The 17,712-nt window shown below is 51.3% G+C and carries 12 protein-coding genes; 3 read left to right on the top strand and 9 right to left on the bottom strand.

Features of this window, described 5'->3' with window-relative positions:
* Position 1: 1 nt before the first annotated feature.
* Positions 2–1,507, bottom strand: a complete 1,506-nt coding sequence (locus GON22_RS06325) for a TROVE domain-containing protein (protein ID WP_160395262.1) — start codon at positions 1,505–1,507, stop codon at positions 2–4.
* Positions 1,508–1,963: 456 nt separating this feature from the next.
* Here GON22_RS06325 and GON22_RS06320 point away from each other — a divergent pair, with 456 nt between their 5' ends.
* A complete protein-coding gene (locus GON22_RS06320; protein ID WP_160395261.1) occupies positions 1,964–3,292 on the top strand; it encodes a helix-turn-helix transcriptional regulator in 1,329 nt (442 codons plus the stop codon).
* Complete coding sequence (locus GON22_RS06315) at positions 3,267–4,085, top strand: WYL domain-containing protein (protein WP_160395260.1); 819 nt, start codon at positions 3,267–3,269, stop codon at positions 4,083–4,085. Before GON22_RS06320 ends, GON22_RS06315 begins: the two co-directional genes overlap by 26 nt.
* 298 nt (positions 4,086–4,383) lie before the next feature.
* Here the strand turns inward: GON22_RS06315 and GON22_RS06310 are convergent, their stop codons facing one another.
* From GON22_RS06310 to GON22_RS06275, 8 genes are all read right to left on the bottom strand, one after another.
* Positions 4,384–6,975, bottom strand: coding sequence for an S-layer homology domain-containing protein (locus tag GON22_RS06310; protein ID WP_160395259.1), 2,592 nt, complete (start codon positions 6,973–6,975; stop codon positions 4,384–4,386).
* 207 nt (positions 6,976–7,182) lie between these two features.
* Positions 7,183–9,795, bottom strand: coding sequence for an S-layer homology domain-containing protein (locus GON22_RS06305; protein ID WP_160395258.1), 2,613 nt, complete (start codon positions 9,793–9,795; stop codon positions 7,183–7,185).
* Positions 9,796–9,984: 189 nt separating this feature from the next.
* Complete coding sequence (locus GON22_RS06300; RefSeq protein WP_160395319.1) at positions 9,985–10,797, bottom strand: nucleotidyltransferase domain-containing protein; 813 nt, start codon at positions 10,795–10,797, stop codon at positions 9,985–9,987.
* 253 nt (positions 10,798–11,050) lie between these two features.
* The gene (locus GON22_RS06295; RefSeq protein WP_160395257.1) at positions 11,051–12,439 is read right to left on the bottom strand and encodes a sugar porter family MFS transporter; all 1,389 of its coding nucleotides are present in this window, start codon (positions 12,437–12,439) and stop codon (positions 11,051–11,053) included.
* Between the two features lie 276 nt (positions 12,440–12,715).
* The gene (locus GON22_RS06290) at positions 12,716–14,047 is read right to left on the bottom strand and encodes a response regulator (protein ID WP_160395256.1); all 1,332 of its coding nucleotides are present in this window, start codon (positions 14,045–14,047) and stop codon (positions 12,716–12,718) included.
* Positions 14,022–15,524: a sensor histidine kinase gene (locus tag GON22_RS06285; RefSeq protein WP_160395255.1), complete on the bottom strand. Its 1,503-nt coding sequence runs from the start codon at positions 15,522–15,524 to the stop codon at positions 14,022–14,024. The genes GON22_RS06290 and GON22_RS06285 overlap by 26 nt, the downstream gene beginning before the upstream one ends.
* Positions 15,521–16,501, bottom strand: a complete 981-nt coding sequence (locus GON22_RS06280; RefSeq protein ID WP_160395254.1) for a substrate-binding domain-containing protein — start codon at positions 16,499–16,501, stop codon at positions 15,521–15,523. The genes GON22_RS06285 and GON22_RS06280 overlap by 4 nt, the downstream gene beginning before the upstream one ends.
* A gap of 87 nt (positions 16,502–16,588) precedes the next feature.
* On the bottom strand, positions 16,589–16,861 hold the full coding sequence (locus tag GON22_RS06275; RefSeq protein ID WP_160395253.1) for a zinc ribbon domain-containing protein: 273 nt from the start codon (positions 16,859–16,861) through the stop codon (positions 16,589–16,591).
* A 199-nt stretch (positions 16,862–17,060) separates the two neighbouring features.
* Here GON22_RS06275 and GON22_RS06270 point away from each other — a divergent pair, with 199 nt between their 5' ends.
* Complete coding sequence (locus GON22_RS06270; protein ID WP_160395318.1) at positions 17,061–17,672, top strand: transglutaminase domain-containing protein; 612 nt, start codon at positions 17,061–17,063, stop codon at positions 17,670–17,672.
* The last annotated feature ends 40 nt before the right edge of the window (positions 17,673–17,712 follow it).

The following is a 17,712-nucleotide window of genomic DNA, read 5'->3' as shown; positions in this document are numbered from 1 at the left end:
TTTAATCCAAATGGTTGAGTGCAATCGAAGAGACCCGCTCCACCAACGTCGTGTAACCTTGTACAGCCTGTGCAATGTAGGAGAGCACCGTGTCGCTCCAGCCATAAATGTAAAAGGTCTGCGGATCAGAATCCGGCACCATCGCATGCCGGTATGGCGCGATATCGACGATGAATGCTTTCACGTTCCGGTTGATCTTCGCGCGGTACCGGCGCAGCTCCTCATAGAATGGGCTGCCGCTGTTCTGCTGCTCATCCGTAATGATAATGATCTGGTCCACTTTCTTGCGCTCTTCAATCAGCTTGCGGACAGGCGCTCCCGTATCAGTGCCGCCGCGTGTGCGTATTCGTGCTGCCTGCGTAAGGATCGTGTCGTAACGGGAAGGCTTCGCATCCTCCACATTCGTATCGAACAACCAGAACAGCGAGTTGCCCTGCGTCTTCTTATACAAAGCTAATGCGAATACCGAACCGATCTCTAGGTATTGGCCGCTCATAGAGCCGGATATATCGAGGAAAATGGCCGTATTCTCGCCAAGCTCCGGCAAATTGCCGAAGGTCAGCTCGACCGCTTCACGAAGCGCATCCTGAAGCGCGGGATGATCCGTTTGGCGGAACGCCGTGACGAACCGGAAGGGCAATATCCTCGCTTTCCGCAACGCCTGTGCATCAGCAAAACGGCTTATTACGTAGTCCAGATTTCTTTTATCATCCAGCACGCCTGCCCGTTGCAACGTGTTCAAATGGCGAAGCAGCGCGAACGTCGGCATTTGGTGCAGCAGCGCTTCCCAAACTGCCTTCGACGGCCGAATCGCTCCGGTTACCGTCTCATACGGCAGCTTGCCCTGCTCAATCCAAGCAATCTGCTCTGCCTCGGATGCCGCCAGCTTCAAATTCTCCAGCGCCTCTACTTGCGGCAGCAGGCTTAGGTTCGCCTCATGGCCACGCAAATAACGGAACAATGCTTGGTGCTTCATATCTATAGGCTTAGGATGCGCCGTTGCGATCGCATCGCCCAGGTTATATCCGCGTCCGCGGCCGTTATATTTGATCGCCCAATATTCCGTAATGCCGGCTAAGAAGCGGTTCACCTGGCGCTTCACCGCACGGCCGCCTTCGCCCCGTCCGAGCCCTTGCATAATGGTTAGAAAATCGGAGAGATCCGACGGAATTCGTACGGTTTGCAAGAAAATCTGGGCGAACAGGTCCGGGCGGTATAACGATAAAATCGCTAACCCAAACAATGGCTGCAGCCGCATAAAGCCTTCCGTTCGAGCGAACACAATCGCTTGTGCCATGAACGTTGGATTCGCTTCCGCCATCTCATGATGCAACTGGGCGGCTTCGCCCATCAGCTCCTGCTGGTCCGCATAGAACGTGTTGCCCATCGTATTCGTTAGCAGCGCCTGCACGTACTGCTCCTCGGCAGATCGCGTGAATGCTGGATAGTTATGTTTATTGGCGGCGCTTGGCCGCAATGAGCCGAACAGTTTTTTGGCAATACTCATGTGGGGTAACCCTCCTAGCAAAAACACCGGTGAGGAAAAAACGGGATAGGCTCAATTGCAGGAGTCGAACCTACCATATTGCCGAGGCAATGCCATTCGAATTGGAGTCGAAGAAACCCATCCCTGCGCCTCACCAGCTATTCGCTTCATAGATGAAACATCGAGGAAAAGGAGTCGGAAAGGTACATGCTGCTGCTCCACCCCTGAGCTATCCTGCGTGAAGGAGTTGGACTCGAACCAACGGCCGGCAGCTGGTAGAAGTAACCCTTCCTGTCGCCTCGATGACTTTGATTAGAAACCGCTGCGTTGCCGCGCTGGCTTCTGTATCTATAATCGCTTATTTCGCGGGTAGCGAACATGGCGAAAGTATTACGACGCAGAGAAAGTTTTCCAACCTATCCAGATCGATTCCTAGCCTGCTACAATGAATAGATGTAGAACTGGGGGGGATAACGGTTGGCTAAGGAAAGCTTCGATAAAGAGATCCAGTTTCTGCGCATGCTCGTGCTGACGAGCGGTGCATTCAGCAGGCAGCAGTTCGCCGAGCGGCTCGGCATTTCCGTCCATACCTTCGACAAAACGATAAAGCGGCTCAAGGGGATCGTGAACACGATGCAACAGCAGCTCCCCCAGGAGCAAGGCAAGGAATTCGCCGAAGCGATCCGCTACAGCTATTACGGCTCGGCTGACCCGATGCTCTTATTCCTCTTCCGTGCCAAATCGGTCAAGGAGTCCGAAACCGAGCGCCTCTCGCTGCTGCTCGGTGCGATGAAGGAGCAAGCGCTGACGGCGATGGAACTGTTGGACATCTGCTATAGCGGGCTGCCTGCCGGCTTGCCGCTCCCTGACGAGAAGACGATTCGATCCGACCTGAAATACTTAGAAGAGGTTGGCGCCATTAAGCGCGAGCCTGGCGTTCGACCGTTTCGCTATCGTATTGCGCATGATCTCGTACAAGAGCTGTCCAATGACGAGCTTATCGATCTCTACGACTTCGTTGATGTGATGGCCAACACACAAGTCCCCTCGGTGCAAGGTTATCTGCTGCGGGATGGGCTGAAGAAGCATCTCTTGCGAAGCGATGGCGAGCGGCTCGCGACGGAGCCTTTTTTATACAAATACCACTATTACTCACGCATTCTGGACGAAGCGCATCTGTTCACGCTGCTGCATGCGATCCGGCATCGCCGAACGGTGCAGTTCCGCTATTTTTCACCAAAGTCTGAGAAAGCCTACACGTCCCAAAATACGAACCCGCTGTTCGAGCGGGAATCCGAAGGCAAAGTGCATCAGCAGCTGCCGATTAAGGTCGTCTACGATCACCAATACGGCAGGTGGTATTTGCTCACCAATGGCCGGGAGGGCATTCGGAAGTATCGGATGGAAGGCATGACGCAGATTGAAGAGGGCGAGCCGGTGGCGGAGCACGTTTTTGAGTCACGGAAGAAGGCGTTGGAGGATAAAATCCGCTCCAGTTGGCTTATCGATACGGGCTGGCCGGTGACGGTACGCGCTAGATTTTATAACCCAGATCCCGTGGAGCCCCGCTTCAACTTCGTCAAAGACCGGGTGCTGCTGCAGGGACAATGGGGGCAGATCGTGGCGGAGGACGAACAATCCTTCGTCTATGAAATTACCGTCAACGGACTAACGGAGATTAAGCCGTGGCTTAGGAGCTTCGGCTCTAGCTGCGAAGTGCTAGAACCCGCACAGCTCCGCGCCGAGATGATTGCCGAGTGGAAGGAGATTCAGTCCTACTATGAACCTGTTCGAGAAAATCTTTAACTATCAGATCCTCTCAAGGCTTGAAGGTTCCGGCACGTTTGTCGTCACATCGCATGAACGTGCATGGCTGAAGACGATGCTGCAGCATCCAGCGGCTGAAGACGCTTTTACAGCAGAGACGCTGGAGAAGCTTCGGGAAATTCTTGGTGAGGATCAGGTGATGGACACGTCCGAGCACCTGATCGAGAAAGCCCGCAGCATGGAAAAGCAGGTGTACCATCCGCTTCTTCGCCCATTACGGCGGTACATCATGGAGCGGGCCTTCATCCGGCTAGCCTACGGCACGAAGAGCGGGAGTTCCAATGAAGCGCAATTGGGATTTCCCTATCGATTGGAATATTCCATGATCAAACGCGAGTGGTACCTGCTCTGGTACAACGTCCGCAGCCGGACATTCATGCAGACGAAGCTGGACAAGATTTATGCTGCAGAGCCTGTTGAATTAACCGAAACCGAACAGGTTCCGGCACCGGACGCGGATACGATTTTGCATAAAATCAACCAGTTTCTCGAATCGCGGAAAACCGAGGTGCTCATCGAGGTCGTTCCTGCCTACAACCGGGAACTGTCCCGTATCCTCTATGCCCTTTCCAGCTTCGAGAAGGATGTCGAGTACGATGCTGAGCAGGATCGTTATCGCGTTCGGGTATGTTTGCAGTCGGATGAACGGGAGTATTTGTTATCCAAAATCCGTTTTCTGGGCATGCGCGTTCGTGTCGTGGAAGGCGATTATTTGAAGCGGCGAATGCTGGAGGCGGCGACGAAGGCGTTGGCGCGTTATGGGGTGGAGTAACATTCGGCGAACCCGATGTCCGCCGCTAACGGACCGTACAGCCGTTATTTGGCGAAAATACAGCAATTTGAAATTCTAACGGACCTCAGCGACGTTATTCGCCCATCAATACCCCGTTTTCGCGCAAAATGAGGCAAATAACGTCGCTGGAGTCCGTTACGTTTTAAAAGTAACCTTTTTTCATCGAATAACGGCGCTGAGGTCCGTTAGCGGATTTCGACAGATAAAACAAATAACCCCTCTCCAGAAGGAGAGGGGTTATTTGTAATTACGTATACCAGTCGGTGGAATGTTCGCCTTAAGCTGGCGGCACGATTGTTGTGCCTTCACCGACGTGATCAGTATCAAATGCCAGGTTGTAAACATAGTAGCCGATTGGCTGCTTTTGCTCGTCATAGAAGTAGACATATACAATCTGGTCATACACTTTACCTAAGCTATAGACAAAACTAGCGTATTCGCTGTCTATGGATGTATGGGACCATACTTGTTTGTCTTGGCTACTCTTAAGATCCTCGTACTTCCACCCCTCTTGTTGCATACTCGTAGAGGTTTTACCTATAAACTGTACCTCCATATACTTCGCATTTTGCAGTGCCGGGTTGGCGCTCTTGTCTACCTTAACATGAATGCCATAATCGAATCCGATACCATAGTTGTTAACTTTTTGCTCCTGCAATTCTGCTTTAGTGGCAGCAGTCACCTTGATTCCTGTACCGTCCGTAAATACTGGAACTGGCGTTAAATCATACTGGTAATTCCCATTCATAATCTCTTGCCCCGCGCGCGTAACAACAATATGAATGCTGCCCTTTAAGTTTGCAGGCTGAAACTTATTATTGTTCGTGAGGTCGAGGAGGAGACAACTTAAACTATTGAAACTGTTATAACTGGGGCCGACATCACTGTTAACCGTCAATGTAGTGCCCAATGTCGTATCCGCGGCAGGTACTGTTACCGTTACATGGTCGCCATTTTTAAGCGCATTGGAATTAAGATAAAATCTATTCAACTGAAATGCTTCTTGCAGTTCACGTTCATAATAGAAACTGACTGAATAAAGCTTTTCATAAATTCCATATCCATTTTTAACCTTCAAATACAGAGTAACATCCTGCTTCGGCTTCAAGACAATATTGAATCTGCCCGATGAGTCCACGTTTTGATCAATGTGGGTTCCATCGCCATACGATAGCCCATAGGTAACTTTTGCGTACGTAGCAGCAGAAACAGTAATAGTCGCATTCATTTCTGAGACAAGTTTCGGGACATCTACTACGTAACTTAACGCACTACTATCGAAACCGATTACTGGCGGAGCATTTATTCTACCCGCCTGTGCCAGTTCCATGTACACGCTACCCGTTACCGAAAGTGAATGCAAAGAATCATCTGAACAATTCGATGTGCACTTCGGTGGAGTGCTGCCACCGTTGTCACCTCCATTGTTTCCGCCTGTGTTTCCCCCGTTGTCTCCACCTGTATCGCCACCACTGTTATTTCCGCCAGTATTACCACCTAAGTTACCGCCACCGCCGCCACCAGTTACAGCCGTTGTGCCTGGTACCGTGATGCTGTCTTTAGCCGATCCATCAACTTGACCAGGCTTCGTTTCGAACGACGAGCCTTTCGCGCCATCATTCACCGTCGCTTGGTCAACCTTGCCCTCACCGACCAGCTTCGCAACTGCGTCGAGGATGAGCTTCAACACTTGCGCTTCTTTGCTAACGTTAATCGTATTACCCGTTGCGCCGCCAGCAACATCTAGGTTATCAACCGTGCCGCTTGGAATGTTAAGCTGAATGTTCGCAGCCATGATGCCGACACTTTCAAAGTGCCCGACCAGCTCGACGTTAGAGTCTTTCGGCAGTGCTTTGGAGATCTCAATGTTCTTAAACCCGCTGTCCGTTACATGCGATTCTTCGATTTTGACCGGTGATTGGATGATGACATCCTGTACCATCGTTGCACCGATAGCAACGATCCTCACACGGCCCGTTGCTTTGTCTACGATAATGCGAAGCAGTACCGAGTCTTCCAGATGAATCGAATTCGGGCCGCCGCCGTTCACCGTCGTCGTGCCTTTGACCGTCACTTTCTTTAACGTCACATCGCCTTCGGCTACTTCCTTCGCGATGGTCAGGTTGCCCGCGATGACCACGTTCTGGAGTGTTACGCCTGCTGCCGAGATGACGACATTACCGTTGATCGTTTCTGTTTTGTCCGCCGAGCCATAGACGCCAGCTTTATCAAACGTCTTTGCTACACTATTGTTATTTTGAAGTGCTAATGCTGCATCAAGGACAACGACTGCTTCCGCGCGCGTAATCGATGCTTTCGGGCGGAAGTTGCCTGCCTCGTCGCCTTTGACAATCTTATTGGAAGCGAGCGCTGCGACAGCGCCTTTGCTCCATTCCGCGATTTGCGCTGCGTCTTTGAACTGCGATACATCCGTGTTCGTTTTCGTATCGAGGTGCAAGACGTTCGCCACCATGACGGAAGCTTCTTGGCGAGCCGCTGCTTGCGCAGGAGATACCTTGCCGCCGCCTGTGCCTTGCAGATAGCCAGCTTGTACCGCGACTGCGATATCATGATAAGCCCAGTTTGTTGTTGGCAAATCGTTGAAGGATACGCCAGAAGCCTCATCCTTCAGTCCAAATGCGCGATTCAACAACGCCGCGAATTCCCCGCGCGTCACTGGCGCATCCGGTTTTACCGTACCGTCCGGATAGCCTTGAATGAGCCCGGCAGCCAGCCATTTCTTAAGCGTGCCCACTGCCCAATGCTTGTCTACATTTTCAGGTGATGCCGCTGATACCGAAGCAAGCAATGTGCCGAACACAAGGCTTACCGCAAGCAAAGCGGATAATACACTTCTAAACTTTTTCATTCTTCTCCTCCACTACCTCATGATAAATAAAACCATTAATTTGAATAATTCTATTACTTCTAACATAAAGGAAATATTAACATGTAAGTACATATTGAACAATCCAAGATTTCTTAAAGAAATGAAATAGAAAAAATTCTTTTACAAAAAAATCCCCCTTAAGAGAGACTACTGCAATAGTCTGTTCAAGAAGGGGGATTAAACCTATTATTTAACGACTGGCGGCACGATTGTTACACCTTCGCCTACGTGGTCTGCATCAAAGTGTAATTCTTGCACATAGCAGCCGATCAGTTTCTTATGCTCATCATACAAGAAGATATAAGCAAACTGATCGTGCACTTCCGTATATCCTTGAGGGACTACGTTGTAAGGATAATCATCAGACACTGGAATTGGGCCTCTGAAACCATATTTCACTTGGCTTTTTTTACGGTCCTCGTAGGTCCACGCATACTTCTCTGAATTCGTATAAAGCTTGTCACCATAAGCAACTTCAATATATTTCACGTTTTGAAGAGCTGGATTGGCGACCTTATCGAAGCTGATATCAATTCCGTAAGATGCTCGATTCACAGAGTAGCTAGTTGCATCCTTTTGTTTCAATTGTTCTTTGGTCCACAAAGTTACATTGATGCCCGTTCCGTCCGTAATAAGCGGTACAGGGGTCAAATCATACTGGTAATCACCATTCATAATTTCTTGGCCCGCACGCGTCACTACTACATGAATGGTACCTATTAAATTTGCCGGTTTGAAAACATTATTTTTAGAGTAATCAGCTAAGCTTACTCCGAACGCGCTGCTGCCATTTTGGCCGCTTACTCCACTTACAGTTAATTCCAAACCTTTGCTCGTATCCGCAGCAGGCACAGTTGCGGTTACGCTGTCACCCGCCATAAGAGCTTCTGATTGAAGTATGTTATACGTTTGGGTTGGGCTCATGACCAGATGATCGATACGGAAAGCTTCTTGAATTCCTCGATCATACACAAACTTAACGTAGTAGTACTTTGATTGGTTATCGTTTGCATTCGTAACAGTAACCATTACAGTCGCATCATGCTTTTCTCTCAAATGAATATTGAAAGATCCTTGATCGCCCACAGCAACATCTTTAATCTCATTACCATCGTCATAATCTACGCTGTAGCTAATCGTAGCATATGCCGCCGCAGTGACCGTGAAAGCAACATCGGATTCCGCGAAATTGCTCGGAAGATCAACGGAATAATCCTGCATCATACTCTCGAACCCAACACCTACCTTAGCAGTGCCAAAGTTCCGTTGTGCCAGTTCCATATACACGCTGCCCGCTACCGAAAGCGAATGCAGGTTTGCATCATCGCAATTTACCGTGCATTTCGGCGGAGTGCTGCCACCGTTGTCTCCGCCATTGTTGCCGCCTGTGTTACCGCCGTTATTATTACCGCCGTTGTTTCCACCCGTGCTTCCGCCGCCACCGCCGCCAGTTACAACTGTCGCACCTGGTGCCGTGATGCTATCTTTCGCCGCACCGTCCACTTGACCAGGCTTCGTTTCGAACGACGAGCCTTTCGCACCGTCATTCACTGTTGCTTGATCGACTTTACCTTCACCGATCAGCTTCGCAACTGCATCGAGAACAAGCTTCAATACTTGTGCTTCTTTGCTAACGTTGATCACGTTGCCTGCTGCATCTTTGGCTACATCTAGGTTATCAACCTTGCCGCTTGGGATGTTGAGCTGAATGTTCGCAGCATTGACCCCTACACTCTCAAAATGCCCGACCAGCTCCACATTCGAGTCTTTCGGCAACGCTTTGGAGATCTCGATGTTCTTGAACCCGCTATCCGTCACATGCGATTCTTCGATTTTGACCGGTGATTGGATGATGACATCCTGTACCGTCGTTGCACCGATAGCGACGATCCGCACACGGCCCGTTGCTTTGTCTACGATAATGCGAAGCAGTACCGAGTCTTCCAAATGAATCGAATTCGGGCCGCCGCCGTTCACCGTCGTCGTGCCTTTGACCGTCACTTTCTTTAACGTCACATCGCCTTCGGCTACTTCCTTCGCGATGGTCAGGTTGCCCGTGATGACCACGTTCTGGAGTGTTACGCCTGCTGCCGAGATGACGACATTGCCGTTGATCGTTTCTGTTTTGTCCGCCGAGCCATAGACGCCAGCTTTATCAAACGTCTTTGCTACACTATTGTTATTTTGAAGTGCTAATGCTGCATCGAGGACAACGACTGCTTCCGCGCGCGTAATCGATGCTTTCGGGCGGAAGTTGCCTTGTTCGTCGCCCTTAACGATCTTATTGGAAGCGAGCGCTGCGACAGAGCCTTTGCTCCAGTCCGCGATTTGCGCCGCGTCTTTGAACTGCGATACATCCGTGTTCGTTTTCGTATCGAGATGCAATATGTTCGCCACCATAACGGAAGCTTCTTGGCGAGCTGCTGCTTGCGCAGGAGATACGTTGCCGCCGCCTGTACCTTGCAAATAGCCTGCTTGTACCGCGACTGCAATATCATGATATGCCCAGTTTGCCTTAGGCAAATCGTTAAAGGATACGCCAGCAGCCTCATCCTTCAATCCAAATGCACGGTTCAACAGCGCTGCGAATTCCCCACGCGTCACTGGTGCATCCGGTTTTAGCGTGCCATCTGGATAGCCTTGAATGAGCCCGGCAGCCAGCCATTTCTTGAGCGTGCCTGCCGCCCAGTGCTTCTCTACATTTTCAGGCGATGACGCTGCTGATACCGAAGCAAGCAATGTGCCGAACACAAGGCTTACTGCGAGCAAAGCGGATAATACGCTTCTAAACTTTTTCATTGTTCTCCTCCACTACAACATGATGAATAAAACCATTAATTTGAATAACGCTATTACTTCTAGCATAAAGAAAATATTAACATCTAAGTGTATATTGAACAACCTAAGACTTCTTAAGAAATGGAATAAAAAGATTATAATTTTATAAAAAAACCTTAAGAGAGGCGCCATACAGCATACTGTATGTACTCACTTAAGCTTGTTGCACTCATCCAGCATATATTTCATATACTTGATTGCCTCTTTTTTCAACACGACTCTTGATCGATAAAGGGATTTCTTCACGCCACGCCTCGTGTTAATGCATTCTTGAATGACGCGATGCCACTGAGGAGGCACAACCTCTAATGCATATTCACCCGCCCCAGCTTTAGTGGTGATCTTGCGCTCCCGGAACGTATAGTACAATCTCGTAATGCCCAAAACGCCCCATTCGATATCGGCTCTTCTAAAGTAAAGTGCCAGTGCTGCAAACGATAACCGTTTATTCGATTTGTGAATCCAGTTGCGCCAATAATCATTTAGATTATGGTGCATCCTCAATAACAATTGTTCAAAATCAACCTCGATCCCTAATGCCGCCACTTCCGGACCGATAACCCGAATGCCGTGTGCCTTCAGTTCGTACCAAGTGACTAGGTTTAACTCAAAATAGCCCGATTCATGCATCCTCCCATCGCAATAATACGGGAATGGCTTCGTGTTCTCAGGCAATTTGCCCAAATCGTTCCACGTTAAATAAATGCCATTCAAGTTCGGCTTCTTGTATTTCAGTTCGATCTCACGATGCACCTGTGTTAGCGCCGCGATTTCTGATTCCCGCAATCTCTCTTTCGTTATCGCAATAAAATCAATATCACTTAGTTCCAAAGAGTAATCGCCCAATGCGATGGAGCCATATATATATAGGCCTTCGAGCAAATGCGGAAGGCTCCGATTCATGCTGTCTGCATAGAGAGAGATAATCTCATCGATTGGAGAAAAAATTTTGGATTGCAACATGGTCAAATAAAACGCCTCACTTTGCGAAAATAGCGGGATTCAAGCAGCCCGGCATTGATGCCGTTAATTTGTTCTAACTTCCCCGAAAATCTCGAACTTGATCTCAAACTAAGAATTCCGCACGCTCTTCACCCTTTCGGAATAACACGTTTTACCTCGTACCTATTACCATATATGGGTTTAATCAAAACAAAAAATCCGAAAACCCCGCCCACAGGCGAAGCTTTCGGATTCTATATATTTCAAAATACGCTTAGCCCTTACGGCTCATTTCATTCCACACGCTTTCCATGTCCTCAAGCGATTTGCCCTTCGTCTCCGGAATGAACTTCCACGTGAAGATCACCGTTACGAGCGACAACGCCCCGAAGATCCAGTACGTCACTGCTGGTCCCGCGGATTCCAGCAACGGCGGGAACGACTGGGATACAACATAATCCGCTACCCATAATGACATCGATGCGATAGCAATCGCAATGCCGCGTACGCGGTTCGGGAAAATCTCGGCAAGCAGCACCCAGACAACTGGTCCGAGCGAGACGGCGAATGCCGCAACATAAACGAGCAGCAGCACTAGTACCCACGGGCCTGTAGCATGTCCACTATGGAACACGATGCCGATAAACAGCAGGCTGAGCGCCATGACCGACGAACCGACGAGCAGCAGCGCTTTGCGCCCCACCTTGTCAATCAGCCAGATCGACAGAATCGTGAAGGCGAAGTTGATGAAGCCGACGAGAATCGTTTGGATTAGCGCAGCATTCGTGCCTGCACCTGTTGATTTCAAAATCTCTGGCGCATAATACATGATCGCGTTAATGCCCGTAATCTGCTGCAGGACAGCTATGCCGACGCCCGCTATAAGGGCGAAACGCAAGCCCGGCTTAAACAGCTCGCGAATCGAGCCTTGCTTTTCGTTGAACGACGCTTTGATCTCCAATACTTCCTTGCGCGCAGCATCCTCTCCGTGAATGCGAAGCAAGATGTTGAGGGCTTCCTCTGGCCGCCCTTGCTTAATCAGCCAACGCGGGCTCTCTGGCACGAAGAACAGCATCACCAGGAACAAAATGCCCGGAATCGCGCCAACGCCGAACATCCAGCGCCAAGCGGTCGAGATGTCCCAAGCGTCATCGCCAGCGCCAGCAATGCCGGAGTTGATGAAGTACGTAAGGAAAATGCCTGTAACGACTGCGAACTGGTTAAACGCAACCAACCGTCCCCGGTATCGAGCAGGCGCAATCTCTGCGTTATACAACGGGCATAACGTAGAGGTAATGCCGATGCCCAGCCCACCGATCATCCGGGCGATGATATACCCTGTGAACGTATCTGGTATGGCGGAGAAAATCGAGCCGAGCGTGAACAGCAGCGCCGCGGCGATTAGCACCTTTTTGCGGCCAAACCGGTCACTTAACCAGCCCGACGCGGCAGCGCCGACGATACAGCCAATAATCAAGCTCGATACTGCCCAGCCGGTCTGAATGCCGTTTAGTTCAAACTTGTCCTGCATGAAGCCAATAGCGCCCGATACGACAGCCGTGTCGAAACCAAACAACAGCCCGCCCAGCGCAGCAATGATGGACACCAGCGTGACGTAGCGCATATTCGGCTCGGAAGCTGGCGTTTTTATCGTTTGTGCCATAATATATGCATTCCTTTCTGTTTTCAAAATCGTGCTCGTAACGCATATCCTTTTCCTCCGTTCATGCCGAAGGACAACCTTGTTTGGAAAGCGATTTTTAGTATAGCATCGATTCGAAAGCAGCCGTGGCTCGATCATCTTCACTAATTTGTGCTGTTCCCGCACAGCTATTCATGCATCGTGAATAACGGGCAATCGCCGTAGGCGACCCGCATTATTCTGTCCTTCATGCACAAAAAAGTCCATGTCGCGAGAACATGGACTCTCATTAACTGCCTACCGAGGCAAGGCACGGTATTCGGACGGCGTAACGCCAGTTACCTTCTTAAACACGCGGCTAAAATAATTCGGGTCCTTATAGCCGACTTGATAACAAACTTCCTTCAGAATGAGCTGCTTGTCCGCGATCAGCCGCTTCGCCTTGTCGATGCGCAGCCCGGTTAAGTAGTCGATGAAATTTTCCCCGACATGCTGCTTGAACACTTTACTGAAGTAAAAAGGATTCAGATGAACGTATTCCGCGACATCCTCCAGTGACAATTCCTCCGTAAATCGTTCTAACATATAAGCAATCGCCCGATCCATAACGGTCGCCGTCTGCTCCTCGCGAAGCTCGCGGATACGGTTCAAGGCTGACAGCACGTAGCTGCGCTGGCGTTCCTCGGGCAGCTCCGCACCCTCAGCCATCACCGCCTCTTGCTTGCCTTGCTTTAGATCGTCGAACAAGCACACTTGCCCTTCCCGACCCGGATAAGTGGAAGCGAACACCGCTTCAAAATACGAATGGCGCAGCCCTTCCGCCCCGCTGCGCAACGATCCAATGCCGATCGATGGCGCCGCCAGAAGCTGCGCCCGAGCCGCCTCAGCCAGCTTCTCCGCGAAGCGGATCAGCCCCTCCTCGCCATCTTCCGCACCCTGCGGCGGCTGGTGGACGAACAGGGCAATGTGATGCTCCAGAATAGAGCTCACAATGCAGCTAGCTTGCGATTTTGCCAATCGGCGAATCGTCTCATAGAGCTGCCCGCGATCCAACGATGAATCATGGCCAGGGAACGCGATGACGAGGCTGCGCCCGTGCTCCAAACCAAAATCCAGCCACTCCGCCAACGTGTCCGGGCTTGTGCCCATCGCCTGATCAACCATCAGAATAAGCGCCAGCTCGTTCTCGATGAGCGGCTGGATGGAGGACATCCTGCTTTTCAGCTCCAGTTGCTCGCCCCGCTTCTCCTTCTCCCGCTGCAGTTCATCCACCAATCGCGTGAGCAGCTTCGTGATTTGATCCCGGCTAGCTGGCTTCACGATATACTCAGAGATGCCGAGCGTTATCGCCTCCTGCGCGTAAGCAAAAGAATCATACGCTGTCACCAATACCAGCTTGACGTCCGGCAGCATGCTGCGAATCTCCCTTAGCGCCTCCAGCCCTTGAATGCCCGGCATCTGGACATCCATTAGCACGATATGTGGCCGGCGTTCCTCCGCCTGTTCGATGGCCCTTCTCCCGTTCTCGGCGTGAATGATCTCGAACTGGCCAGGCAGCATCCGATTGACGATCCACTCCAGCCCTTCTCTCTCTAACGCTTCATCATCCGCGATCAGTAAGCGATACATCGCCTTTATCCCCCTCATCTAACCAAGGAATTCGGATTGTAACCGTCGTCCCTTCTCCGCGCTTGCTCCTTATATCCACGGTATCGCCGCGCCCACTAAACAGCTGAAGCCGCCGAAAAACATTACGCGTCCCAATTCCAGCTGACCGCTGATGTTGTGCCTTAGGTTCCTCGGGCTGAGCCAATGGCCCCGAAACGCTTGGCGCATTTGGCCCATAGCTTAATTGGAGCAGCGCCTCCCTCGTTGGTTCATCCATGCCAGCGCCATTATCACTAACGGCAATAACAGCGTCCTGGCCGTCACGACGTACGGACAGCCGAATCGTCGCACCGGACTCCAGTTGCTCAATCCCATGCACGAACGCATTTTCGACGAGCGGTTGGACGGTTAGCGCTGGAATCTGGACAGCTAACGCATCCTCATCGATATCCGTCTCGAACGATACCCGATTCTGAAACCGCGCACGCTGGATCGTCACGTACTCCATCACATGCCCCAGCTCCTCGCGAAGCGTGACAGGCTCGTCCGATTGGCGCAGCCGGTAACGGATCAGCTTGGACATGGAGACGATCAGGTCCGATGTTTTCTCTGCGCCTTCCAATAAGGCGAGCTTAGACAGCACATTAAGCGAATTGAACAGAAAATGCGGCTGAATCTGGCTTTGAAGCGCCTGCAGCTCCAGCTCCTTCACCAGCCGTTCCTGCTCCAGCCTGCCCTTGTCCCGATCTGCCGCTTCTTGCAATGACGTGATCATTTGCAGAAAAGTGCCCGTCATGACGCCCAACTCATCCTTCGTCACGGGTGGCAGCGGCTCCAGCTCTTGCTGCGATCGCCCTTCCGAAATCCCCTTCGCCATGCGAACCAACCGCCCTACGGGTTCCGTTACACTGCGGGACACCCAGAACGCGAGACCAGCCCCGAGCAGCGTCTGGATCGCGATAATCGCGGCGCCAAGCCGATTCATTCGAATATTTGCTAGTTGAATGTCGCGAAAAATAGGTTGATCGTTGCTCAATTCCAGATCGATGAGCCGCTGCCCATCCTCCCGAACGAATCGTTCTGTCTTCTCCGCATCGGTGTACAACGACAATGCAACGCTCGGTGATTCGGAAGCTGACTCCGCATCGCGCTGTTGCCGCTGCAAGGCATCTAGCAAATGAATGAAGCCAGCGGCAGCGGAGGCGAGTGCGGCGTCTTGCCCAAGTGAGCCGATTTGCTCCCGGCTCTGTTGCAAGGCATCACGCAGGCGATGCGCTTCCGCTTTCGTTTGCGGATTCGGGTCCAATAAATAACTGTAGAGCGATTGCGTGGAGCGCTCCGCATTTTGCACAGATTCCCGATAAGCCAGTACCCGATCCATCATCCGGTCATAACCCCGCTGTACGACAGTTGAGCTCTGGAACAGGAACAACGTCACCATATTCGCCAGCAGCACTAGCAGCGGAATAATGATAAGCAGCTTCGTCCGGATCGTCATCGGCAGCCGTCCGCCCTGTCCAACACATTCGTCGTCGTAAAATGAAACGCCGCCGCAACAGCGCCATCTTGCAAATACGTGTGAAGCAAATTTACTGCCTCCTGCCCCATTCGGCCAGGCTGCTGCACGAGGGCAGCGGCAATTCGGCATTCCCTGATCGCTTGGCGCGTATTCTCCAAATCGTCAAACGCAAACACCGGGAGATCGCCAGCCTTCACCCGCTTTGCCGCCTCTACAATCCCGACGCCGTCCAATGCACTGAACCCAACGACAGCCAGCAAGCCCGGATGCTTCCGCAGCATGCCCTCTGCTTGCTCGGTTGCTTGCAGGCGCGAGATGTTCGAGATGCGCACATCCTCAATAGAAAGTCCCTTCGTTTGTTTTACCACGTTTCGAAAACCAGCCAGCCGTAGCTTCATATTCATCGCTTCACTGCCGAGCAGCACGCCGATACGCCCCTTCGCGCCCGCCATGCGAATCACAAGCCTCCCCATCTCTTCGCCCGCTTGCCAATTATCCGTTCCGACATACGCCACTCGCGCGCTCCCCGGTTCATCCGCATCAATCGTAATCGCCGGAATGCCGCGCTCGAACGCCTTTCCGATCAATTGAGCGTACGCAGGATCATTCAACCCTTGGATGAGCAGCCCGTCGAACCCTTGCGCAATCGCCTTCTCCAGCAGCCGTGCCTGCTCTTCCGGATTAATCCGCAGCGGTCCTAGATAAGTTAAATCCATCCCATATTCTGCTGCGGCCGCACGTGCGCCCTCCTCTACCGAACGCCAGAACGGGTTGTCCAGCTCCTGCGAGATGAGGGCAATCCGTGTTCGTTCAGCAGCTACAGCAGACTTATCTCCCTGCTCAAGCTGTTCCGCCAGTTCTCGGGTATGTAAAATCGTAATGACGAATGCTGCCAGCAATCCCACGAATACGGCCGTCAGCACAATCAGGCCAACATTCCAAACTCGGTTTAACATCCGTGAGGGACCTCCTTGTCATCTGACATCCCATGGTGGCTGGGAAACCCTCCTTGTAGTATATCCAGAAGCTTGCAAGCTGATTGGCTACTTCGTCCAACGTTCCAGCTTATAGATATTCCGCGTAAACACGCCTCTTAGAAACTTCGGAAACCCGAATTCGCCCAGCTTCTCCTTCACCAGTTCCCGCATCTGCTCCACTGTCAGGTTAGGTAACGTAAATTCGCCATGTTGGTAGCAATGGCTGCAATATTTGTTGCTTTTCGAACCGTCACGTTCGGTCCCGCCCCGTTGTTCGTCACGCGCAAGCGGCATGCCGCAGCTTTGGCAGTTTTTATAGGTTTTCGCCGTATTCGTCATTAAAGGACCTCCTATGTATGCTATAGCATAACCTCAAACATTATAATCGCCTTGAGGCACAGCCGTATACGGCCAAATAAATTACGCCGCCAGAGAAGAGTTCTCCTTGCTGTACGGTTGGGTTTGAATATATAATCATACAGATGTATAAAAATACATTCAAGAACATTTACCATCCACTCACACTCATTTAAGGGGGATTGTCGTGATTTGTGAATCTAGTTCATTAGAAGACTATCTCGCCGAGAGCGAATACGTCGATTTCAGCCACGCCTCAATCCGGGAGCTTGCGGCCAAGCTAGCTAGCCAATCTTCCAACGGCATTGCCTATGTGCAAAATGCTTTCGAATTCGTACGCGATTCCGTATCGCACTCATGGGACATTCAAAGCACTCGCGTCACATGCAACGCATCGGATGTCCTGCACTACCGGGAGGGGATTTGTTATGCCAAATCCAATCTCCTATGCGCATTGCTTCGCATTCACGGCATGCCGGCGGGATTCTGTTACCAGCGCCTCACGCTAGGCGATACGCCTGATACAGGCTATGTCATCCATGCACTTAACGCGGTTTACATAGGTGAGCTGGACCGATGGATTCGTCTGGATGCCCGCGGCAATAAGCAGGGGGTCGATGCCCAGTTTTCGCTAGACGGGGAGCGGCTCGCTTTTGCAATCCGTGAGGCGTATGAGGAGGTCGATTACCTGGTAATCTATACAGCGCCACGTGCGGAAACGATGGAAACGTTGCGGACGCATACGGATTGCCGGGTGATGTATGCGAGTGGGTTGCCGGAGGCACTTTTATAGCCTGTAATGGCAGAAAAAAAGAGCATGCGTAGTAGGGAGC

The sequence above is a fragment of the Paenibacillus sp. MMS18-CY102 genome (assembly GCF_009789195.1).
Classification (GTDB): domain Bacteria; phylum Bacillota; class Bacilli; order Paenibacillales; family Paenibacillaceae; genus Paenibacillus_T.
The sequence above is the reverse complement of the archived record's forward strand: the minus strand, read 5'-3'. Positions and strand labels throughout refer to the sequence as shown.